General features: G+C 41.7%; 10 protein-coding genes. 1 reads left to right on the top strand and 9 read right to left on the bottom strand.

The window, feature by feature from the left end; translation table 11 throughout:
• Positions 1-251: 251 nt before the first annotated feature.
• Positions 252-938 carry a nuclease-related domain-containing protein gene (locus tag NST74_RS03460; RefSeq protein ID WP_341110398.1) on the bottom strand — a complete coding sequence of 229 codons (687 nt, stop codon included), beginning with the start codon at positions 936-938 and terminating at the stop codon, positions 252-254.
• Positions 939-1,081: 143 nt separating this feature from the next.
• The gene (locus NST74_RS03455; protein ID WP_341110397.1) at positions 1,082-1,579 is read right to left on the bottom strand and encodes a hypothetical protein; all 498 of its coding nucleotides are present in this window, start codon (positions 1,577-1,579) and stop codon (positions 1,082-1,084) included.
• Positions 1,580-1,731: 152 nt separating this feature from the next.
• Here NST74_RS03455 and NST74_RS03450 point away from each other — a divergent pair, with 152 nt between their 5' ends.
• On the top strand, positions 1,732-1,980 hold the full coding sequence (locus tag NST74_RS03450; protein ID WP_341110396.1) for a helix-turn-helix domain-containing protein: 249 nt from the start codon (positions 1,732-1,734) through the stop codon (positions 1,978-1,980).
• 318 nt (positions 1,981-2,298) lie between these two features.
• On the opposite strand, the gene drmC is transcribed toward NST74_RS03450, so the two are convergent.
• The 7 genes from drmC to NST74_RS03415 all read right to left on the bottom strand — a co-directional run bounded on the left by drmC (position 2,299) and on the right by NST74_RS03415 (position 24,566).
• The gene (gene drmC, locus NST74_RS03445) at positions 2,299-3,057 is read right to left on the bottom strand and encodes a DISARM system phospholipase D-like protein DrmC (RefSeq protein WP_341110395.1); all 759 of its coding nucleotides are present in this window, start codon (positions 3,055-3,057) and stop codon (positions 2,299-2,301) included.
• Entirely contained in the window at positions 3,057-4,898 is a 1,842-nt protein-coding gene (locus NST74_RS03440; RefSeq protein ID WP_341110394.1) for a DUF1998 domain-containing protein, read from the bottom strand. Before NST74_RS03440 ends, drmC begins: the two co-directional genes overlap by 1 nt.
• The gene (gene drmA, locus NST74_RS03435; RefSeq protein WP_341110393.1) at positions 4,895-8,773 is read right to left on the bottom strand and encodes a DISARM system helicase DrmA; all 3,879 of its coding nucleotides are present in this window, start codon (positions 8,771-8,773) and stop codon (positions 4,895-4,897) included. The genes NST74_RS03440 and drmA overlap by 4 nt, the downstream gene beginning before the upstream one ends.
• A gap of 74 nt (positions 8,774-8,847) precedes the next feature.
• A complete protein-coding gene (locus tag NST74_RS03430) occupies positions 8,848-12,867 on the bottom strand; it encodes an Eco57I restriction-modification methylase domain-containing protein (RefSeq protein WP_341110392.1) in 4,020 nt (1,339 codons plus the stop codon).
• Positions 12,860-16,021 carry a DISARM system SNF2-like helicase DrmD gene (gene drmD / locus NST74_RS03425; protein ID WP_341110391.1) on the bottom strand — a complete coding sequence of 1,054 codons (3,162 nt, stop codon included), beginning with the start codon at positions 16,019-16,021 and terminating at the stop codon, positions 12,860-12,862. Before drmD ends, NST74_RS03430 begins: the two co-directional genes overlap by 8 nt.
• A complete protein-coding gene (locus NST74_RS03420; protein ID WP_341110390.1) occupies positions 16,002-17,126 on the bottom strand; it encodes a DNA cytosine methyltransferase in 1,125 nt (374 codons plus the stop codon). Before NST74_RS03420 ends, drmD begins: the two co-directional genes overlap by 20 nt.
• 1,437 nt (positions 17,127-18,563) lie before the next feature.
• Complete coding sequence (locus NST74_RS03415) at positions 18,564-24,566, bottom strand: S-layer homology domain-containing protein (protein ID WP_341110389.1); 6,003 nt, start codon at positions 24,564-24,566, stop codon at positions 18,564-18,566.
• Positions 24,567-24,913: the final 347 nt, after the last annotated feature.

Genomic DNA, 24,913 nt, shown 5'->3' with positions numbered 1-24,913 from the left:
TCTCTAAATCTTCTGGAAGGAACTTATGTACTTGAGCAAGAGCGTGGACCATTTCAAGAATATCGGCCAGTTCTTCGACTCCCTCTGAGTCATCGGCAGCTCGGGTATACTCTTCTACCTCTTCTCGAAGCTTTCTTTTTAGTTCGGAAATATAAGATTCTTTCTCTAACGTTATGCAATTGAAGTCTTTATCGGACCTTCGGATAATTTCATGGATTCACGAAAAAGTTTGTTGTAGATCGGCATTAAAATCAGCTCCTGCTCTTGATTTTATCCACATGAATCTTACGAATCTCAATATCGGTAATATTAGCCTGAACCAGATAATCATATATGGTCTGGGCCTGTGCAGTAGAAATAGGAGGTTCAGGTACTGCTGTTCTCAAACTGAGCATCTTCCTGGTGATAAACTCACTTAATTCCACATCATAGACAATCAGTTCGTCCGAGTGGATCTTCCGAAGCTCTGGGTCAATACTGAACCTACATCTCATCGTGAATGAAATCATAGAGATGTATTTCACTGTGGCCACATCTTTTAACAGACTCTCGATGGCCTTGATATGTCCATAGTTCTGTTTCAGCGGATTATACATCTTGTAACGGTTACTCACCGACCATTGCTGATCCGTCCGTCCACCTTTAATTTCCCCATTGTAGTTTTTCGTCTCGATGACAAATACGCAAAACGGAGAAATAACAACATGATCAATCTGAGCGTAACCTGTTCTAGACTTGGAATTAGAAAGCAGCAGATCGCTTAATGATCTACATTCCTTAGGTAGCTGGTCAAGTTGAATATTGATTTTATGTTCGCCTAACTCTCCAATTCGCGTGGGTGCAACTTTTGGCTTCGATTTTGGAGCTTGCACCTTATGTACAGCCTGTGGCGGCTTAGGGTCAGATTTCTTGAAGAGAGAAATCAGTGCTTTAAACATAGCTAAACCTCATATCATCTGGATTTACAATATGTATGGTAATTCGACAATATGGGAAGGATTCCCTTCCAAAATGCACATAAGAAAAAGACTGTCGAATTGACAGCCCAAATATAAGTATGTGTATGCCTTTTTTGTCCATGTTAATCCGAGAGAACAGAAGGAGCAGTGAAGGCATTGGCAAGCTGCATCCCATCCTTAAGTCCTTGTAGATATAGGCGTTCATAAATAACGGACTGTTTCAATTGAAGTTTACTCTCCCAATCCTCAAACTCCGGCATAAGAGCAATATCCATGGAGTCAAATAACGCCTGAAAAGCATCGCTCTCTTCTTCAAACGCTTGTCTAGGCTCCGATTGATATTCTATTTGTGCAGTCACCTCATTCAATCGACCTTGAATTGTTTGTATAAACCACGCAGGAAAGCTCACCATATCTCCCCCAAGACAGAAGTTTAAACACAAAGCCTCTGAATACCCGTTCTTTTCTTGATACATCTGATTAATAAGTTCATCTACTTTACGACTCTGAGCCTGAAGCGCCTCATTGGTGCTCAACGGAATTCCTTGCTCCATTAATCGCTGCCCGAGTTCATTCAGCTTGCGCTTCTCCTCCTCATATTTATGCGTCAGATTGTGCATTGCATCCTCACCTTTCTGGCAAAGCTAACTCTGTAGACGATGTACAGAGATTTTAGTGCGTTTATCGGTTTATTTTATTTTAATTCGATATTCGCATTAAAACAACACTTGCCTCGCATACAATTTGGTTAATATTGTGAGGTGACACCGAAATGAAGCATCGCAAAGAGCCCCCAGGTGACAAAAACATCATCGGGACCAGAGTGGTAGCTATTCGAAAAGCTAAGCGAATGAAGCAAAAGGATTTTCTCGCCAGGTTACAAACCTTCGGCTTAGATATTAGTCCAACCAGTCTATCGCGTTTGGAAGGTCAGTATAGGCTTGTGCAGGATTATGAGGTAGTTGCTATTTCGAAGGCGCTGGAGGTTTCTGTTGGGGAGTTGTTGGGGGAGGATAGCTGAAGGGACGGGGGATTCTGTTTCTAATAGAGCCTCTTTAATTCCATTAAAAAAGTAAACATAATAAGAATTTTTACGCTCTCGTATGATTTTGTTTAGTTGACATTGGAGATCAATTGGCGATCTTTGTCCCCAATTAATCTCCAAATAAATCTGTCTCCTAAATTCTCGCATCCATCTATTGAGATGATAAACTGCTGATTACTATGTCTTTCTTAACCTACAACTTAGGCAGCAGCAATTCAAAAAAAATACCGGTAGATAAAAACAGCAAGTATTACATAAGCGTGATAAATTTAGAAATACCTTAGTAATCCCAAATCAAATTCTTTGAACGATACCAGTAACAATAAGTGCTTCAAGATGTCGTTCTAAGTTTTGGGGAATATGCCCTCCCTCAACTAAAACGCCTAGCTCCATATTCCTTTCCATTGCAGCGGCAGTGAAATTTGCACTCGTAATAAATGATATCTGCCCATCAGCAACAGCACATTTAGCATGCACTGAACCAACTAATTGTCCTGTCTTTTTCCAAATATAGATATTTGCTGTTAAGACTGTTTTTTTCATAGCTTCCACTGAATCAAAACTGACAGTTCCTCCATGTTCTGTAGAGGATTCAAAAATCAAATTAATACTCACACCTCTCTCAGCGGCATGACATAATTCGTGGATAATTGTTTCAACTTTGTATGCAACGTAGCTGACTATGTAAAGCTTCTTGACTGCAGATCTAATTACTTGACACAACACCTGCTCAGTATGTCTAATAGGTACTATCCCAGTTGATGGACCTGTCCATACTAATTCAATGGAACTCTTCATATTGTGCAAACTCGAAGTCCAAGATGAACTACGTAATGCTATAGACAGTTCAGCAGGCGTAATATGACTATACTTTTGCCAAGCACGTTCAAATCTAATAATTAATAAATTATCAACGTTAGGCCCAAAACTAGTTTTTGCTCTAGAAAAATCTTTGAAAGATCCTAAAGAAGCTATTTTCTCGGCAATTGCTCTTATCCGATCTGGGTGAAGTTTCATTCCTAGCTCTGCAACAATCTGAAATATTTCATTCATTAATTAAATTCCCTTTTTAAGAATGCAGCTTCACTACATTCTAATGTATTAACAAGGAGAGCTCTATCAAGATATCGATTTCCACATTCACAAGAAGTCTCGGCGACAAAAGCACAGGCATGACATGATGCAGCATGAAGAGTTCGATCTTGACTTGGATCATGCTCCGAACATAATGGATCTGATGAACAAATCTCTGATCTTACCAAGGCTTGATCAATAAGTCGACCAAGGCTTTCGGTATTTCCCAACTCTACGAGCCCTCCTAACGTTCCGTCAGAATCGGCCGCTGCAGTATACAATAGAACCCCAGCCATTGGTCGTTCCAAATCATCACTAGCATATATCCGTTCTCTAATACTAGCTGCGTTGTATCCACATTCAAGCGCTAGCTCACGGATTAACAGATGTGCGAATGTGTGTAACATTGCATACCTAATTCCCGGATACCCTTCCTCTGGATCTAACTTCCTTGCATTACGCCATCCCTTATGCCCTAGTTCTAACTTTAAATTCCGTTCTTTAACAATCCCCCTGTTTTCCCAATCCCTTATCTTCTCTTCATTAAACTGTATGAATATCCCCTCGCCATGCACTTCACTTGCTGGCACCCACTTTGGGCGACCGCGGCATAATCCAGCCATAGTTGGCTGAACTTCTGTATCTGAACCTTCCTCTGGGGCTTCGACCCTTGTATATCCAATTAGTGCATTTACTTCCCTTAATCTTTCTAATAATAATACATTTGATATTTTATCCCCGTAACTTGCTGGAGGTTCTGTTCGCCGGCTTAAGAATTGTGGCCAATCATTTGGAGGTGATGATGATGTAAGAACATCCCACTCTGGCACTTTAATATCAAGTTCCGTAACATTCTCATCTGCAGCTTGCCCGTTTTTCTTATTTTGAATTGCATGCCATATATCCTTAGAATCATACTCACTTATACCAGGCAAGACCCCTCTTCTGGAGAGCGTCCTGACGATTCCTCTTAATTCCTCAGGACTTTCAACATCTACAAAATCTTCCCAACCATCAGCCACAAGTTGATTTAACAAATTGTTATGAATTGGTATTGCCAATACTGATAAAGTAATAGGAAACCAGCTGTTGGTAGCTCCAAGTAATACAGCCCTTGGGTTTTCATCACATGATTTATCATACATATCAAGGTGGGGATGCCTTCCACGACAGGCTGGTAAATTTTGTTGAGCCTCTTTCCCAAAAGCATGAACTAAAGATCTTGATGATTCACATTCATCGCATTTCACCCATAGGTTTTCTGTCTGTAACGATGCACCTGTTTCGAAGAACCTTAATTTCCCTTTACAATCAGACGGACCGCTATGTACAAACCAACGCCATGGAAAATCATCAAGATGGCCATTTCTACACGCTAATAAAAAGCGGGCTGGCACTGCATCCGATTTTTTACCCTTTTCACAATTTTCATGAATGAAGTGGGTTTGCTCCGGGCGATAAGGATTGGGTTTAATTTTAAACAACCCCGAATCATATTCTGAAAGAAGACCACATCTTACACATCTCAACCAGCGTGGAAAAGGCCTAACTGGCACACCTATCTTTCCTTCAGCAGACATCGGATCTGCACTCTCGTCTCTAAGGAATGGTGGAACACGTAATCGTTCAACTTGTGGGCCTAACTTGCGTCTTACGGCAGCCAGTAATCTCGCCTCTTCAATAGGGGAACAATTTTCAATATTCCAAAGATCTAATCCCATAGTTATTGCAGATAAGTTAGGTAAGTCGATCAAAGCCCCAGGTCCATAAGTCCATAATAGCTGAGAAGGTCGAACAGCTCCAACTCTATAAGTACTCATCCTCTATTGCCTCCTTCGCTAACACTATCATTTTCTTTCAGCCTCCAATTTGGAGGTTCAGGAAGATTCGCTACATCCATAATAAGTTGAACACCAGGCTCAACCTCTCTCAAAGACATAGGGACAGTTACATTATCCCATGCGAAGATACCGGGCTTCTTCAACAGAGCCACTAGGTCGCCCTGACCGCGTTCTGTCTCATACCCAAGTCGCCGACCAGGCTTAGCTGCTTCTTTTGCCCAGATATCTATTCTTTCTGATGACATCTGATTTGCATTATTCATTGCTTCTTCATTCTTAACTTTCCATGCTCTATTCTTCACAATTCGTTTCACATATTCCACTTCTGGCTTGGTAGGACTATCGAGATAATGGGCACCAGTATTTGGGTTTAATACATCGTGATTCATGCGCAACAAACTTATCATTGTTCCTGTCAGCCCCCTATCCAAGGCCCGTGGAGCAAATGGAGTTACTGATTGTGCTTCAACATGTTTATAAAAAGTGGCATGATAATGCTCAAAGGTTTCATAGTGAGAGAGATCACGAGGTCGAGACCATGTGAGAACAGTACAAACTAAGCCAGGGAATGCACGACCTACCCGACTGGTAGCCTGAATATATTCAGCCGTACTTTTTGGTTGACCATTAACAACCATTAAACCTAGACGATTTACATCGACGCCAACCGAGAGCATATTAGTCGCGAGCATTATATCTATCGCACGAGCCTCGCCCTTTTCCCATGAAGACTTGAAATTCACCTCTAATTGGTCAAGCTTTTTAGGAATCTCTTTACTTGCTACTCGTGAAGTAAGCTCATCTACATTCTTTACAGATCTTTGGCTCAAACCCGGTCTATCCACATCACTCATCTCCACCCGGTAAGAACGGGTCTGAACATCGTCTTCAGCAAGTCTCCGCATTCCACCCAATTCTCTAAGAGAATTAAAATATCCGACTACAGTCATGTAAGGATCTGCTGCTTGATCAAAGTGATCATACAACGTTTGCGCAGCGGTAAGCATTGCGACATAAATCCGAATCAACACTGCTGGGCGTGAACTTCCAGGTGAACAGATTCCCATATAACAACGACCAGGCTTCTTTTCTACAGGCCTTTGGATAGAGAAAAAATTGTCTTCTACATCTAAGCCATGTGGTGGGAAAATTGATACTTGTCTCAGAAATACATTATTCATTTGTTCCCGAGCCTTTCTTACTGTAGCTGTGGAAGCGATAACCTTAGGCCTTATTTTTTTACCATTAAATTCCCAAGTACATGATTCATCAACAATTGTTTCATAAAGTCCTACCATAGTTCCTAAAGGTCCACTTATAAGATGAAATTCATCTTGAATGATTAAGTCAGGTGGGCGAACTGATAACACATTCTGCGCGGAAGTTGCAGATAGGTAACCTTTCTTCTTATGATTTCCATTACAATCAGCGTCAGGCCATAGTAGGCCATGACGTTGACATTCCTGAGTTACTTTACCAAAGAGCGTACGGACCTCACCTTTCCAGGCCATCATTGCAAACTTATCTACAGTAGCGATCAACATAGAAGGTGGTTGGTGGTATATCTCCTCATCTACAACTAAAACTGGTAGACCTAATTTTTTTGACTTCTCCTGGCTAAACTCACAACGACCATACTTATCGCCACAAAAAATTAAAGTCCTTCCCATATCAAGATCTACGCGAATATCACGACCAGAGGCAATCTCAGATCCGCACCAAGGACAAGTAGTAAGTTGAGCAGGAGTAGAGCCTCTAAATTTACCATCACGTTCCTTTTCAATTGCTTCATGGCTTTCCTTTGTAGTATTAGGTGTTACCTTTTTCCCAACCCATAACCCTATGGTAAAACGTTGTGTTCCCCATAATTTCGGTTCGTTTTTACGTAATACTTCCATTGCACAAATTAATGCCGTTGCACGTTGAAACTGTTGTAAGGTTAATAGTCTGAGTGTATATCTCATAATGACAGCTAATCCACGACCAGAATCAAAACCACCAAGATTTCCTTGTAGTCTCCGTATAGCCATAGTAAAAGCAGCTACTCCGAGGTAGGCCTCAGTTTTCCCCCCACCGGTTGGAAACCATAACAAATCAGCATACGCCTCAAGCGGCTCGGTACGATCATGGTGAGTTGGGTCAGACAAAGCAGGAATCGATAATAAAATAAAAGCCAACTGAAATGGACGCCAAGAACGATTTTTACGAATATTCAATTTATCTAAATCCGGGCTCTCACCACGGCGCTTTGAGAGTGCATAAATGCTATGTATACGTTGAGTGGCCATTGCTTGATTAGCAAAACGAAATGCCTTTAACGCTAACGGATTAGATTTAAGTACTGCAATGCCCTCCCGCAATCTACCAAGAATATGATCACAACTATCCATCGCATCTGCTCCAGATTTTTCGTATCCTTTTACCGAGACAACTATTCGCTTTCTTTGTACACGAATCCATGTGTCATAATCATTTATAAGGATATTCAAGGCACTTTCTAGATCATCGCTTTCTAAATTAGCCAATAGCTCCATATCAAGATACCCTGACTCAACCATTTCACGCATTGCAGGACGATCTTCGGATTCAAGACCAGGAGTTTCTGTAATAGGTACTTCATAATTAGGTATTACTTTTGTACTTATTTCAACCGCATGTTCACTATCCCCATCTGCAGTAGTAGCGTGTACTGATATTCCATGACCAACAGCAAACTCAATATGATGTCGGTATACCATCTCTAATGATTCCCGTTCATCGTCGAAATCCTCATTTTGAAGGATAGGACGGCGTCTAAAAATGGCTTTATTTTGAGAGTCTCGTACTAGCAACTCAGGTTGAAATAACCAAGCTTGATCTTGATTTTGACTTATACTAATTTGATTATTAATTAGGAATAACGTAACCAGCCTGTCTCCATTTTCTAGTGGGTTACTTATCATTCCTTGAATAACAACATTTGGACAATTCATGTCTATTTGTACAGGTTTAATGTTGCTATCATTTAATTTGATAAGTTTAGTCCCACCCGAAGGTATCCGTTTCCATGCACGAAGAGGTTTTCCAGTTTTCTCATTAACCTTATGGCTTTCTGCACGCTCATATCTTCCCCAACTTGCAATAAGTTCAACTTCTTTAACAGCCCCATCAACACAGAAGGTAAATCCTATTGATGAAGGAACCAGAGACTGATTTGTTGAAGCGTCAATTTCCTCATCTGAATCTTCGGTATCAATTCGCCCACTTGCATTGGACAAGTCGTCAGCCTCTTCGAAACGGGTTTCTTGCGGAGCAAGCCTTCCTACCAGGTAACGGTCACGTACACTCATTTCAACTATCTCTTCCTCAGGGCCACCAGCAGGACCAAGTAAGTCATCATACACAGCCATCTGTAATAAGTCACGAATGTAGGACTGTTCTTGAGGGGAGTTTCCAATCAGAGTTGGAAAAGAGGAAAACTCAATATTACAAACGGTTTTTAAACTTTTCTCAAAGGTAAGCCAATCTAATCGAGTAATAGATGCGAGAGATTGTACATTCTCTAATCCAATAATGCTGCTCTCTACCTCAAGAATACCATCAAATAAGAGAATAGTTTTCTGTAGAATGGCTCGTTTAAGATAAATCCGGGCGAAAGCAACTAATATTACTTCCCCACTTCGTTCCTCAACTAATGCCAAGGCATCCCCTTCATGCAATCCTTGACATTCGGACGAACTGATATCCAAAGTAACTGAATATTTGTTTGTTCGGGCTTCTTCTCCAAGGCGAATTATCCAAGCGTTAAATGAATGGTGTTCTTTTGAAACCACAGGCTCATCCCAATTAATTTTTTTCCTGCTTTCCTCACTCACATTAATCCCTCCCTCAAAACTACTCCAAGATTTGTTTATTAGTTTTTTCATGATACTGATCGATACAACCTTGATTAATCAAAAAGTGTAAGTTGATTTGTCGGTTGCCTTTTTTTTGTACTCCGTGACTTTGTTGATTTACCATCACTTATATTTTCTTGTTGATAAATCTTGTGATTTAGATTTAGTATGCGTTTAAGTACTTCTCTTGCCGCCGATTCGGAAATAGTATAGCGAACACCCTGTTTTGTCTCATAAAAACTATGTTTTAGATCAAGATCATTCCACCTATACGAACCGGCTACAACTTTGTCCATTTGTGCATGAAGTTCCCTCAACTCTACAATATCCCCGTCTACCTCTTCGGGATTGTGAAAGCGATTATAAATTGAAGTCATACCTTCATTCCGTGATATCATTACCGTCTTTCGAAGATCATGATATTTTTTTCCAACTGATTCTAGTTGATCATTTTTCAAATGGAGAAATGGATAAGTATCAAAAGAATCTGATGGTGTATACCTAATTCTCTCTCCCATTGTCGAACTCTCACGTCGTACCCATATCTCATGAAATGTACATTGAAGAGCAGCAAAACTTGCCCAGGATGGTAAATCAAAAATACATACTGCATCACCAAATACTTGCTTTGCTGGAACCAATGTAATTGCTAGATATTTAGTTACTCTTGAAATAACGAATACCTCTTCTTTGTTTTTAATCTTCTTATAAAGTGCGGGACGTTTGTCACCATGATGCCACCAATATTTGCGATGTGCTTCTCGTCGAACCTTTTCTCTTATTGGCTTTACTAAGATAAGTAACCGTTCAACTAGTTCTGGCCATTGTTTTTGACATTCAACCAAGCTTAAATCTCGGAAATCAATTACCCATCTGTCTGTTTTATGTTCAGGATGAGAATTTATATCCTCACCACTTAAAAATGGAAATAATGCTCGCTTGTTATTATGGTTCTTTTTAATAAACTCTGAAGCTTCCTCGGTAGTAAGAATGAATCCTTTACCAGCCAACACAGACCCTTGAAAACTTCTTGTTTTATTTTCTACCAGCAAGACAGCCTCGCCCCATCCTTCCTGATCATCAAGATTTGGAGAAATAATTGCTACTGGCCTTTCATCTAGATACTTTAATCCGTCCCATTCGCCCATGCATGCAATAACAAGAGCAGCCGTAACAGATGCTGTCCCCGGCCATGTAAAAGAAGATTTAGCATATCGTATATTAATATTGTAATTATCCATCAGAAAAGCCAACCCGGTGCGTGCGGTATCACCTTCACCAATAGTTTTTGTAGCTAGGAAGCCAAGTTCACCGTTAGTTCTAAGAAGTGATGCCGCCCTTAAATAAAAAAAGGCACATAAATCTGAGTTCAAACTAGCATGTGGCCAATTAACCACCAGCCAGTTCATCATAACATCACCTAAGTTTCCCCTTAAACGACGCCCCCCCATAAATGGAGGATTACCAACAACAGCATCGAATCCACCATTAATAAAAACCTCAGGAAACTCCAAAGGCCAATGAAATGGTTTACCAAACATTTTATTTCGAGACAGACTTGACGACAATTCTTTCATTTCCTCAGAAACATCCATTGGATTCAGTTGATTATCCCAATTAGCTAATGCCTCAACCTTATCTAAAAGGGCATCCAATCCAATATTAATATCCTTAGAGTTAAATCCCGATTGTAAAATCTCACTAATAATCGCATTGGCTACAACATCAGCGATGTATAACTTATTCCTCGCTTCACTATTCAAGCGCGACATGTATTCTACATCTTTGATATCTCTTATCGGTGTTTCGCGCAATCTCTTCCTTATATCAATTACTTCAGAATTAAGATTTTCAATCGTTTTACTGAAGATATTAAGCTGTCGATGATTTTGGTCAGGAATTATCCTTAAATGAATTAACTGTTCAAGCTTGTATATTCCAACTAAGCTATTACCATGCTGTAAATTGTGGTCCAAAAAACCAAACGGGAGATTCTTAGACATAGTTATCAGCCAAATTGATAGTTTTGATAACTCGACAGCCAAGGGGTTAATATCGACACCATAAAGACATCTCTCTGCAACTAGCCGCTTTGCAATGAGTAATCGTTCGTCTAGATCCTTCGGCAGCGGATCTTTAAAATTAATACCATCCAGAATTTCGCCACTAATTGTTATGACCTTTCCTAACTGTTCTTCAATCCCCCATCTTTCTACAAGGCGTTCAGCCAACCAACGACAAGTTTGTACAAGAAATGCACCCGAACCCATTGCAGGATCACAAATTTTAAGATTCAATAAATCATTTGAAGGCTTTAACACCCAATCTGAACGTTGTTTACCTTCTACAGGACCATCATATACTAATGGCTCCAAAGTTTTTGCAATGATAAGCTCTGTAAGTGATCTTGGTGTATAGTGAGTACCAGTTTCACGACGATCTACTCCGATAGTAACTATAAAAGATTTCGCTAGGTAGACAATAGGATCATTCCAAGCATCTGGTCGTATCAAGTGTATGAATGGCTCTATACGTTTTACAAGTGCGACATCCCCACCGCATATCGCAAGCAGCCGACTTACTTGTGCCTCTTCAACTGATCTGTTAATGGCATTACAGATAGTTGTCTCACTACGTTCTGTGACTCCCTTAATAAATTTTACGAGCTCCTGCTCCCCTTCAGCTAGCTCTAATTCAAGTTTGCAAAGCGAAACATTGGGATTTTTAGCCTTTTGCGAACCTATTAATCCTAAAGTTACATCTGGTACCCGCGTTACAGTTTGTTCAAGTAACCCTTCGTATACATGTCCTATTTGTTCAACATTTAGTGCTCTATAGGATAAATGCAAAGCTCCATCATGTTGATTCAATACTTGTAATGATTCTAACAAAAGAAGCACTGTTCTGTTATCAATTGGTAATGGTTTAGCTTCTGAATCAAGCCATCTGGTTCCTTTTTTCCTACCCTCTAAAAAGGGAAATCTATCCGGGTCAAATAATGAGCCACCAAGAGCTGGCATTCGAAGTGATTCATGATCAATTCCTCCATAAACCATACGAAATACAGCTAGTAATCGTGCCCAAGCGTCGTATCGACGTTCTAACAATTCTGGTCCATGACGGTCGACCTCTTCCACTAATTGACTACGTAAGGTTGAAATTGCATAATGTTGATCGTAAAAGTGATCACCTAATAACAATAATCCCCTTTCTTCTGAACAGAGCAAGAACACCAATCTCATCATAACTGTAAGACCTGCTTCATATAGCTCAGCCGTGGCCACATTCTGCAATAACTCACGGTTTCGATCTTGATCAGCTTTATCTAGACATTGTATTAGTACTTCAACCGCACGACGAACTTGTTCACCTAGGGTATCCGTCACATCATCCTGATGTTTTAACGATTCTTCTAGTAAAACATCTAAAGTTTCTTCCTGAGGACCAAAGCAACGCCGTACTCCTAATAATGACTGGAATGCCTTTAATGTTACCGGTTCTTGAAACCAAAGTCGTGAATACCACGAAGCATGACTTGAAGTCTCACCTACTGGAGCGTTTATCAATACCCATCGCTCACCGTTGGTAACAAGACCGAGTCTAACACCTGAGGTTCTACATAACGATGTCATTCTCTCTATAATAGAATTTGGCCAGCCATCATCATTCTCGGCCGCCTCAAGACTAATTTCAGGAGATTGAATAGAAATAAAGAGTCTTGGGTTTTCATCTTGATTACTCTTAACAATCCAATCAGGCATGAACAGTCCATTTTGCTCAGGAGAAGTTATACTGTAAGGAAAAGATAATTTTGAGTTCGAAATCAAAGAATAACTATCATATTCTAAGAGTTCAGTAATCACTAACCATATCCATTCACTATGAAGTTCTGATAACAGCGAATCTTGTGCGTCTCTAGCCTCACACCATTCATCATAAGCCGAACGAAGACGTGCTCTTCTTGGTGTTTCAATCGACTCCAATCCTTGAGGAAATGCTTTTTCTAAGAGAGGAACCGTTAAAAAAGGACCTGACACTTCTATTAGAGACAGCCACTCTGTATGTCTATTCACTCTGTTTCATCCTTCCAAGTTCCGATTCAGGCACAAGAAATACAACCGCTACCGGAAACGTTCGATCAACAATATTTTTATATCTATTTTCTATTGCAATAGCTTCATTTTTTCTCTCATTTGGAATACGTTTGAGTCTTTCCTTAAGTGCATCTATATCTCGACGAAGCTGATTTCTTTGATCCTCTTGCCATAGTTGCAATTCAATTTGCTGAGGCCCTTGATCTTTTAATTCACTTTTTATGCTCTTTTCCAAGTCATCTAGAACTGTTAAAACATCCTTAATTTCTCCATCTTTCCGTCGGTTTAAGCTGTTTTCTAAATACTTTAATCTATCACGCGATCTAGCCTCAATAGTTGCTAGAATAGACTTTTCTTGGCTTTCGTATTTTTCTTTGAGCGAATTAAATAATAATTCTGATGGTTCCAGAGCAGTTGATTGTTCAATAAATGATTCTAATCTACCCAATTGCGCTATTCTAGAGAACCCGCTTTTCCCTAGTTCCCCTCCTGATAATGTCATTTCTTCATGAAGTCGCTGGTGATTGCCGCCGATAATAACTAGTCTTGACCAAACCGTGACAATGGGTGTTACAAAATCCCTATCAGGAACTGAACGAAAAGATATACGATGGAGTTGCTTAACGTCATCTAATTTCCACAATTCCTCACGTAATAGGCGCAGACTCATTTGAACGAGTTTATGATTCAAATGCGCAAGTACGACATCGTCTCTTCCTTTTGCTACATTATGGTCAAATGTTATTGGGCGACGCACGCCTGTATGGGGATGGTCTAGTCCTAATGTCGCCCTTCCCCATGATCCAGGTAATATAGGTATCTCAAAAATATTACCAATTGAAATTGGATTAAGCCCCGGCTTTTCAGCAATTTCTAAAGCTACTTTCACTGCCCTTTCAATATTTGCAGGTGAAAGATGATACTCCTCTTTTGCCTCTAATAGCCGCGCATGAAGACGAGAAATTTTTTCTTCCATCCTTTTTTCAGCAGCAACAAAACGACGAGCTTGGGCTGCCTTAGTCTCTGCAATACTTGTATCCATTGAATTACGTCTCCCAAGCATCTTCTCTACAATTTGTGATGCAATAACAGGACCAACTGTACCTAGGTCCTCCCGAATCCTATCAATTTTAAGAACAGCACGCATCAGATATTCGTGGTCACCAGTAACCTGACCTATGCTAATTTTTCTTTGTGAACTATCAAATTCAAAACCTTTTCCTACCGGATGCCAGATATATACTTCATTTTCCTTCTGACCGTGTCGATCTATTCTACCATTACGTTGTTCCATAACGTTTGGATTCCACGGGATCTCGATATGAATCAGATAATTACAGTGATTCTGCAAATCTATCCCCTCTGAAGCAGCATCAGTTGCTAATAAAATACGAACTGGGGATATCTGCGGGTCCGCTTGGAAAGCCGCCTTAACAATTTCCCGTTCATCGGGAAGCATGCTACCGTGCAAAAACATTAGCTGCTCCCCACCATAACCATGACTAACTAGAATTTGGTGTAACCATGTATGTGTGGCCCGATATTCAGTAAATAATATCACCCGCTTATTATTCGGTTGCCCATTATGCTTAAGATGAGTATCTAACCAACTAAGTATTGCTTTTGCTTTTGAATCCAAACGGTTCTTAAATTTATCAGCCCAGCCAGAAAGACGATCTAACATTTCCGTTTGTATTACCGTTAAGGGAACTGTAAGCTCACTAGCTACTTCAATCGCCTCATTATTGAACTGTTCAGCTTGTGCATCATTGGAATATTCTTCTTCCGTGCGCAAGATCGCCTTTCGAAGAATCCGATTATCTAATGTATCTTTTGCAGGACTTTCCCACCCTTTTCTAAGGGTATCTCTATGCTTTTCTAGTGTTGTTGCGAAAGCCATAGGAGAAGAAAACAATCTTTTTTTTAGTAATGTATGAATGAAATCCGTCCCGAACTCATAACGAGTTCCACGAACACTACTTGATCTACTAGTTATATATTCCCCCAGTAGCTTATGAATGTCTCTCTCCTCAATGGAATAGTCCACTTCAAGACACTCTAGCTTTCGAACAGGGAATACAGGCTGACCATTACTATCTACTATGTCACTTTTTAGTCGGCGAACCATTACCCTTTGAAGTTGCTTTTCATCAGGCATAATTGTTCTTGCAAATCGCTGATCATCGAGTAGTTCAAGTAATGAAGTAAAAGACTCCTGATATCCATTATGCGGTGTCGCACTCAGAAATAAGTGATTTGAAAAGTGAGGTGAAATGGTACGAATTAGTTTTGTACGTTGGCTCTCAAGTGCATACTTACTAGAAGTCGTTGGCGCTATGTTATGTGCCTCGTCGACTACTAAAATGTCGAATTTGCGTGGATAAGTTATTTGAGGAGGTAGAATGTCCTTGAGCAGTCGTAATCCCTCACCGCTTTTCATCCAATCCATAGACGAAATAAGTCGCGGAAAGGAGGCCCAAGGATTAGCATGTATTCCACGCTCGCGTCGCAGTTGTTTTATATAATCAGTATCAACAATTCGAAATTCAAGGCCGAATTTCTCCTGCATTTCAGTTTGCCATTTCACCTGAAGGGAGGCTGGGCAAACAATAAAGACAGTCCGTGCTCTATGACGTACTAGAAGTTCTTGTATTACCAATCCAGCTTCAATTGTCTTACCTAAACCAACATCATCTGCAATTAATAAGTTAACACGAGCCATATCAACAGCCCTCACAAGAGGATCTAGTTGATACTCTTCTATCGATATCCCACTACGAAATGGAGCTTGTAGAAAAGAACGATCTGCATTAGTTGCTGCCCCCCATCTAACTGCATCCAGGAAAGCCTCAAGCCTTTCGTTTGTATCCCATCCAGTAATCTGAGGGAGACCAGCCTTTTCCATAACCTTTGCACCAGGTTCTATCTGCCATATGACTTGAAGATCTTCACCTAGAGAATCTTCTTCTAATGAAGCGAGGGTTACTAAATGCTGTTGCCTATTTAAGTCAGTAGAGAACGAGGACCCTTGAACCTGGCTAACTACCCAATGACGTCGTCTAACTTCAACAAGTTGACCTGGGTCGGGGACGTTCTGACTGAATGAAAGGTTTTTATTGGTTTGTTGCTGCAACAGACGCGCCTCCCTTACCATTATTTATCGCTTCATGGTGAGCTACGTGTGCTAATAAGCTTTTGCCAATAACTTCACCCAGTTTTACAGGGACCGCATTACCAATCATCCTACCAACAGCTTTTATACTGATTTTTTCTCCTGGCTCAACAAAACTATATTCTTCAGGAAAACTTTGTAGAATTGCCCCCTCGCGTAGAGAGATTGCTCTATCCTGTTCTGGATGACCAAATCTCCCATTACCAAAACCAAAATACTGTGTAGTTATTGTAGGGGCTGGTTCATCCCATTCCATCCTTCCATAAACACTTCGATAAGTCTTTCCTGAGTTTTTTTTATGACATTCGGCTACAAGATCATTATCCCAATCTAGCCATGTCCCGCCCGGATTTGATGCTTTTATTCGTAACAGGTTAGTCTCAGAAAGTGAGGAAGATTGATGTAAAAGATCACTACTGCAAACCTTACCAGCGTCAATATGCGGCAAATTAAAAATCGCATCACGCACTGTCATAGGTTTAACCCCCATCTCTGAAGGACTTAAAAGTTCAATTTCACCAAACTTTGAGGCAAGCAAAACTAATCTTTTACGTTGCTGGGGCAGACCATACTCCGCGCAATTTACAATTTGATAACTCACATGATAATTTGCATTCTTTAAGTCTTCCAAAAACTTTATAAACACGTCTTGATCAATTAGACTAGGTACATTCTCCATTGTAACTAATTCTGGAGAAACCTCCTTTATTAATCTCGCAAATTGCATTAGTAGCCACCAACGTTTATCAGTCTGATCTGCTTTACGATTATATGTTGAAAATGTCTGACATGGGGCACATCCCGCCAGCAACTTAATTCCATTTTTTCTATACTTTCTTTCTAACTCGTCTACCGTAACTTCTTCTATGTTTTTTAAAAGAAACTGAGCCTTATTATTGTAGTTATAGGGATGAGTACAAGCTGGATCAATATCAATTCCTAATCGGACATCAATTCCTACGTTTTCCATTCCCTTTGTTAATCCTCCGGCACCACAAAATAAATCAATAGCATATATTTTCCGTTTTGGCATTAGTTTTTTTGAAGTTTTTTTTTCATTACGCATCTGTACGGCTCCTCAAATTAATAAATTTTATACAAGTTGCATCCTAATAATGCGAATGTACGAGAGAGTTTAAATTTAAATAGACTGACTTAAAAAAAGGTTTAATCTCAATATAAAATTTGCTAATACTCGACAATTCTTTTTAGTTGATTCCTACATTTTATCATCAACTAAGTGGTGTTCCAACATATAATAATGACATAGCATTTACTATTAGATTTGAACCCATAGGATTAGATATGATCGTCAAAAATGTTGTTTTAGTAAGATGGTCGCTATAGCAATCAGTGAACATCCGATGGTTATTGAAAATGCTTGGCAGATCAGGCTACGGCTGATAAGTTAGATCCATTTTTTTAAATAAGAATTGGGATAAATAAAGTAATTTAGTCACTAAAAGTCCTTCATTTTATTCAGGATAAAGTTAAATGAGGATATGTTAACAATGTATTGGCTTAAGATCAATAACTCCTTAAAGACAATATTTAATTCGTATAATTAGTGTCTTCAATACCAGAAAGCCAAAAGAGAGATGTGAATAACCTTTATACGTTGATCCCTAATCAAATGAATTCACACCCAAAAAATATTAAAATTAAACACAATATAAATGATATAGTTAGATATGTTAATCAATTCTCAAATTTCACAACTTTCCGTATTAATTTAACCGCTTCGGAATAAATATCAAGAATAATACATAAATTGTGATCGATCCTATTTTAGTTGATCTGTTGAGGTAATACTTTTCTTCCAATGAATATTTCGTATTTTCCTCTTGTCATAAACTTCAAGTCTTCGATTATAAATTCTAGATTATTAACATTCTTAGTCCTTTTAAAAGGAATCTCTCCATTATCAACATAGTCTGCCTTTGTATTAATTGATGAACCAAAGGGCTCCACAACTAAAACATTTTTGTTTTTATTAAAGACACTAATTTCACAATTATCTGTCCTGCTGAATTACTTACAGAATCACCAAACATATCAAAATAATCATTTAAAAAGATTAACCAGCTCAGTAAGTTACTATTTACGCATAGCAAGCAGTTCTGCGGCACAATCTAATGCCTTAGCAATTTGCTTTTGTGTTTTGAGAGTTGAAAGAGGACAGAGAATTCCATTTGTTTACTTATAACCTTGGATATACTCCCTGTGTCTTTTATTTAACCCTACATGTTTCATTTTTAAGATTAATATAAATATTTGGTATCAGAATTTTTCTCTCATTACTGTGAAACTGCAAGTTCAAGCCACTACCCTCAGTCAGATCTATAAAAATAAATTCGAACCGTAAATTCTTCATTTTTTATACATAATAGGTACTTCAATTCTAGAATTAGCGTTTGTCCAAGGATATACCCAAAAATGAGCCAAACAAAAAAAAGCGGATTCAGCCCTATGCTGAATCCGCTCTTCCATTACTCATTTTGCTCTAATCAATAAGACCCGATTTCTGCAGCAACCGCTGAATCAGAACTGCCACTTCCGCGCGGGTGACATTAGCCTTTGCCTCCAGCTTATTGTCGCCACGGCCACTAATCAAGCCAGCCTTGACCGCAAGTGCCAGACTGTCCTTAGCCCAGACACCTATGTTGCCGGCATCAGTAAAGGCAGCAAGTACACTTGTTGCATCCACTATGCCAGTCTGGTCCGCAAGACCAGTTAACTTCATCGCTTTGGCGATAATGTTCATGGCTTGCTCGCGTGTGATTGGAGCATTCGGTTGGAATGTCCCGTCCTCAAAACCAGTGATCAGACCATACTCGGATGCCGTTTCAACCGCACCTGCATACCAGCTATTCACTGGCACATCCGTAAACGCAGTCTTTCCTTCTCCAAGCTTCAGTCCCAGACCGCGTACGATGATCGCCGCGAACTCTGCCCGGGTGATATCTGCATTCGGGTTAAAGGTCGTTTTGTTCACTCCATTAATTACTAGACGAGATCCCATATCGTTCACTGCGTCCTTCGCCCAATGATTCTCCACATCCGCAAAAGTCAGCGGATGCCAGATCATCGAATACGAGCTGTTCGTCACACTCTTAATAACTGCGTAGTATTTGCCGTCCTTCAGAACGAATCTAGTCGGTACATGGCGCACTGTGCCATCTGGCTCCACAACGACTCCAGTCGTAATCCGATTCGGATCAATACCACCTGGAAGTGCCACTATCCGCTCTACGTAAGCATTGAACTGACTCACTTCCACTGTCGATGTACCGTAAGTAGCGGTAACAGTGAAATCTAGTGACGGTGCAACGAGTGTGAAGCCATCTCTGCTTGCCGCACCCGCCACTACCTGGTTCATGGATGCTGAGGATTCGCTGATCGTAATCTTCAGTGTGATATCTTCCAGCTTCAAGCCGCTTCCAAGTTTTTTAGCTAACGCATCAATATTGATTTCGTCAGCTGGCAAAGTATAAGTACCTTTACTTGTCTGAAACACTAGGGTAGCCGATGCGTTCTCCATGTTCTTAATTATTTGACCGTTTAACTCAGCGACGATGATGTTGGAATCCAGCGTCACAGGAACGGTCACCACCGCCCCATTACCTTCCGCGTCCAGCTTCGCTTGGAGTTTAGCTGGGTCAACGACAATAATAGTCGTTCCCACGTTTCCTGAGGTCGTTGTTGTTGCTTTGCCCGCATTCTCTTCCTTACCATTAACGAGGACGATCACATCGGTAACAACTGTGTTCGCATTACCGGGGGTTCTTCCGCTATTCGAGTTGCTTCCGGAACCTGGGCTGACCGGATCAGTACCCGGTGATACGGGATCAGCCGCCACAGCTGCTGTTGCACTACCGTATTTCACCACTTTGCCGTCAGCATCTACCTCTGCAATCCCAATCGTATCCCCGTTGGCTGCTGGAACCAATCCCTCACTGCCTAGAAGCGTGTATCCAGTCAGGATATCTCCCACATTTGGTACGACGACGCTACCAGCGCCAAAGTTCTTATAAAAGAGCTTATGTCCATCAGCCAATGTAGGCGTAACAGTGATTTGTGAATAGCCGTTATTTGCCGAGCCACTTGGATCGATGGCGATCACGTTCAAGCCACCGGCAGGGTTAAGCATATTAATTGTAAAGGTCAACGTGGTTGCCGGTCCCGCCGGAACGGACCCGCTAGCTACCACCCGTACCTTAACAATGTGCTCACCACTCAAATCCGGCAAGTTGGTTCCGTCGTACCGTACGTAAGGTCCGTCGTCCACTGAAAATTCCATACTTGTGTCCAGACCAACAATCGTATTGTTCAGATCATCAGCCGTGACTTCAGGCGCGGAAGGGATGACCGCATTCGAGTCATGAACAGTAATCTGAGCGGCAATAGAAGCGAATGCTGTTGCCGTTGCCTTTTCCCGAACATAATACGTGTCCGGCGCAAGGTCAGTAATCATTGTGTCTGTAACTTCTGTCCAAAGACCAGTGCTGCCTATTTTGTATTCCATTTGGACTGTCAGATTCTGAATGGTGCCGTTATTAGCTCCATTGTACGTTACATCCGTAACAGTCACTCCTACCGGAGCCGCTGCACGAGATGGAATGCTTAACGTCTGTACCGCACTGTCCGTTGTTGTTGAACCGTCACCTTTCTTAAGGATGCTCAGTGACGTTCCCAACCAACTGCTATCTATTTCCAGCTTGCCATCTACTGACACCGTAATCGCTGTATCGTTTACCATGTATGAGCCACTTGGCGTCAGGCCTGCCAACTGTTCAGTAGCATAGTCGATGACGGCCGCTGGCGTCGCTTCTGGCATTTTCGTGAATGCCGATACCGTCACTTGCACCGAAGCCGAACTAAATGCCGTCGCTGTTGCTTTCGTCCGCACATAATACGTGTCAGGAGTAAGTCCCGTCACGCTTGTACCCGGTACATCTGTCCATGCACCTGCTGTGCCTTTTTTGTATTCCATCGCACTAGTAACATTGATGAGCGTACCATCGTTTGTGTTCATTCCCGTTTCACCCGTTGCTGTCACACCAGTCGGCGCCACTAAACGGGACGGAATGCTTAGCGTCTGTGCCGCACTATCCGTTGTCGTCGAGCTGTTGCCCTTCTTCACGATGCTTAGCGATGTTCCTATCCAACTACTATTAATGGCCAGCTTACCATCTGCTGTCGCCGTAACCGCTGAACCATTTACCGTGTACAAGCCACTTGGCGTCAAGCCTGTCAACTGCTCTGCCGCATAGTCAATGATGGCTGTCGGTGTTGCTTCCAGCGTTGGCACGAACGTAGCCACCATCACGATCTTCGCTTCTGACGCAAATGCTGTCAAAGTCGCTTTCGTCCGGACATAATACGTATCAGGAGTAAGCCCTGTTACGGTTGTGCCTGACACATCCGTCCATGCCCCTGCTGTGCCCTTCTTGTATTCCATCGCGGTTGTTACGTTCGTCAATTTGCCATCGTTGGCATTTATCGCCGTTTCATCTGTCACCGTTACACCAGTCGGCACCCCTGCACGGGACGGAATGCTTAACGCCTGCGCCGCACTATCCGTTGTCGTCGAGCCATTGCCTTTCTGCACAATACTCAGCGACGTTCCCAACCAACTGCCACCAATTGCTAATTTGCCATCAGTTGTTGCTGTTACCAAATCCCCGTTTACTGTGTACGAGCCATTCGGCGTGAGGCCTGTCAGTTGTTCAGTCGAATAATCAATAACGGCTGAGGGCACCACTTCCGGTGTTGCTACAAAAGCAACCACCGCCACTTGCACTGAAGCTGACGCAAATGCCGTTGCCGTCACTTTTGTCCGCACATGGTACGTGTCTGGAGCTAGTTCCGTTACGGTTACACCCGTCACATCCTTCCACGCACCTGCCATACCCTTCTTGTATTCCATCGCGGTTGTCACGTTCGTCAAAGTACCATTGTTAGCACTGATCGCCGTTTCGTCCGTCGCCGTTATACCTATCGGCGCCACTGGACGGATCGGAATGCTTAACGTCTGCGCCGCGCTATCCGTAGTCGTCGAACTGTTGCCCTTCTTCACAAGGCTCAGTGACGTCCCCAACCAACTGCTATCAATAGCAAATTTGCCATCAGTTGTCGCTGTTACCAAAGCCCCGTTTACTGTGTACGAGCCACTTGACGTCAAGCCTGACAACTGCTCTGCCGCATAATCAATGGTCGCTATCGGTGTTGCTTCCGGCGTTGGCACAAAAGTAGCCACCGTAACATTCTGCGCTTCTGAAGCAAATGCCGTCGCCATTGCTTTCGTCCGCACATAATACGTGTCTGGAACAAGTTCCGTTATGGTTACACCTGCTACATTCGTCCATGCACCTGCTGTACCCTTCTTGTATTCCATCGCGGTTGTCACGTTCGTCAAAGTACCATTGTTAGCACTGATCGCCGTTTCACCCGTCGCTATCACACCAGTCGGCGCCTCTGCACGTGACGGAATGCTTAGCGTCTGCGCCGCGCTATCCAATGTCGTCGAGGCATTGCCTTTTTTCACGATGTTCAGCGACGTACCCAACCAACCACTGTTAATGGTCAGCTTACCATCTGTTGTCGCTGTTACTGCCGTACCGTTCACCGTGTATGAGCCGCTTGGCGCCAGACCAGTTAACTGCTCTGCTGTATAATCAATGATGGCTGCTGGTGTCGCTTCCGGTGTTCCCACGAACGCAGCCACCGTCACGCTCTTCGCTTCTGACGCAAACGCCGTCACCGTCGCTTTTGTCCGGACATAGTACATATCCGGAACAAGTCTCGTTACGGTTGCACCTGGAATATTCGTCCAAGTACCCACCTCACCCTTCTTATACTCCATGGCAGTTGTTACGTTGGTCAATGTACCATCGTTAGCACTTATTGCCGTTTCATTCGTCGCCGTTACACCAGTCGGTGCCCCTGGACGGGATGGAATAATCAGCGTTTGTGCTGGGCTATCCGTTGTCGTTGAGCCATCACCTTTTTTCACGATGCTCAGTGACGTTCCCAACCAACTACTGTCTATAGCCAGCTTCCCCTCTGCTGTCGCCGTTACCGCCGTACCGTTGTTAACCGAGTACGCGCTGTTTGGCGTCAGTCCGGTCAGTTGCTCAGCAGCATAGTCAATGATGGCTGCCGGTGCCGGAGCTCCTGTCTCAAATAATTTTGCAGTTATTCTATAATGATCAGCATCCGTATTATCGGTTGTCACCAAGACAAGATTGTCGCCAAAGGTGGGATACAATCGGAAGCTTGGATAATATTCCACAGCGTACATCCAAGTGGCTACATTGAAACCCTGCATAGCCACCGGAGCGGAATCCACCGGCTGATCCGATGTAAAGACCAAATTACCGTCATTGTCATAATAATTCAGGTAAGCATACTGCGTTCCCGACCATTCTTTAAAGTTGTTGTACGCATCATTGATGGCATTGGTAGAAGTAGGGTCCGTACTTACAGTTACGAATCCCGGATTTGCACCATCTCTATAAATAGCAGCCGAAGATTCACCTAGATAGCCACTTACTGTAAAATCACCCTTACTCGTACCGTTCTTATCATATAAAGAAACCGTTGAAGAGTCCGTTATATAGTAATATTGGCTGAACATGAAATTCCCGTTGTTCAACGTAGACAAATAGAGCTGTTTTTCATTCGTTCTTATTCCTTTATCAATTGTGTTTAACAGATCTCCTTTATTACTGAATATTTTTAGATACATTTTATCCGACTGAGGTCCTACTCCCGAATTATAAGCAACCATATATACACCGTCTCCAGCGGATACATAAGACATGCTCGCATTATGGTTAACCAATAGCGTTTCACTCGAGACCGGGGTACCCGTAACAGAGAATACACGTGTAGCCGTGCTCATATTGTCGTTTCGCTGCCAGGAAAAAGCTATATTGCCGTCGGACAATTCCGTTATAGATATAAACCGCGTGAGTGCCGGGGTACTGGCAGCAGAGTATGTATTAATCTGCGTCTGGCCAACTACCTTTTGTCCTGACTGGTTTAGCACCATAAAATAGGCGTTGGGATTATTCTCCCTAACAGACCCCAATTGCAAATTGTTAGCTCCGCTGTCGCTTTTATTGTAAGTAATCAGGATATTGCCATTACTTAGCGCAAGCATGTTCACATCAATCATCTGGTAGTAGGTTTCCATTAAGTTGCTTAGAGGAATATCCGCTTTAGGAGCTCCCGTGCGGTCAAAAATCTTCAAAAAATAAGAATAAACGTAGGAATTGCCTTGATAAGCGAATGTGTTTAACACTACTGCGGTACTTCCGTCAGGAAGAACATCAACATCAGAAACATTCTTACCCGAGGCGTTTGTAACTGGAGGCTGAATGGGAAAGTCCACCGTTTGGGTGAATGAGGGTATGGCAGCGTATGCCCGGAGTGAAATCATCGGTAGCAGTCCAATGACTAATATAAAAGCCAATCCAATCTTGCCTAACTTTTTTAACATTGCTTTCCTCCTTGTTGAATGACTATTCATATAATTGTTAACGCTTCCGTAATTGCAATTAATACAGAAAAGCAGATTTCTATCCTATTATATCGACATTTCTTAGAAAATAGTTTATTTTTCGACAAAAAAATACGATAAATCACGAATTTATCATGACTTTAGTCATATATATTTGTGGTCAAAGAGAAAAATCATAGATTCGCACATTAAAAAAGCCCTCTCTGTCCACTAAACAGATTAGGCTGTCACGTTGAGAATTTCACATCCTGATTGCCGATGAAGAAGACACTCTATGATCATAGTGATAGTTAAAACAAAAAACCGAGAAAGAGCACTTTATTTAA

The organism is Paenibacillus sp. FSL F4-0125 (genome assembly GCF_038008565.1).
Lineage (GTDB): Bacteria > Bacillota > Bacilli > Paenibacillales > Paenibacillaceae > Paenibacillus_AQ.
The sequence above is the reverse complement of the archived record's forward strand: the minus strand, read 5'-3'. Positions and strand labels throughout refer to the sequence as shown.

Bases quoted from the DNA above. Each gene is read 5' to 3' on its own strand.
- NST74_RS03460 (WP_341110398.1), bottom strand. From the start codon at position 938: ATGTTTAAAGCACTGATTTCTCTCTTCAAGAAATCTGACCCTAAGCCG.
- NST74_RS03455 (WP_341110397.1), bottom strand. From the start codon at position 1,579: ATGCACAATCTGACGCATAAATATGAGGAGGAGAAGCGCAAGCTGAAT.
- NST74_RS03450 (WP_341110396.1), top strand. From the start codon at position 1,732: ATGAAGCATCGCAAAGAGCCCCCAGGTGACAAAAACATCATCGGGACC.
- drmC (WP_341110395.1), bottom strand. From the start codon at position 3,057: ATGAATGAAATATTTCAGATTGTTGCAGAGCTAGGAATGAAACTTCAC.
- NST74_RS03440 (WP_341110394.1), bottom strand. From the start codon at position 4,898: ATGAGTACTTATAGAGTTGGAGCTGTTCGACCTTCTCAGCTATTATGG.
- NST74_RS03420 (WP_341110390.1), bottom strand. From the start codon at position 17,126: ATGCGTAATGAAAAAAAAACTTCAAAAAAACTAATGCCAAAACGGAAA.
- NST74_RS03415 (WP_341110389.1), bottom strand. From the start codon at position 24,566: ATGTTAAAAAAGTTAGGCAAGATTGGATTGGCTTTTATATTAGTCATT.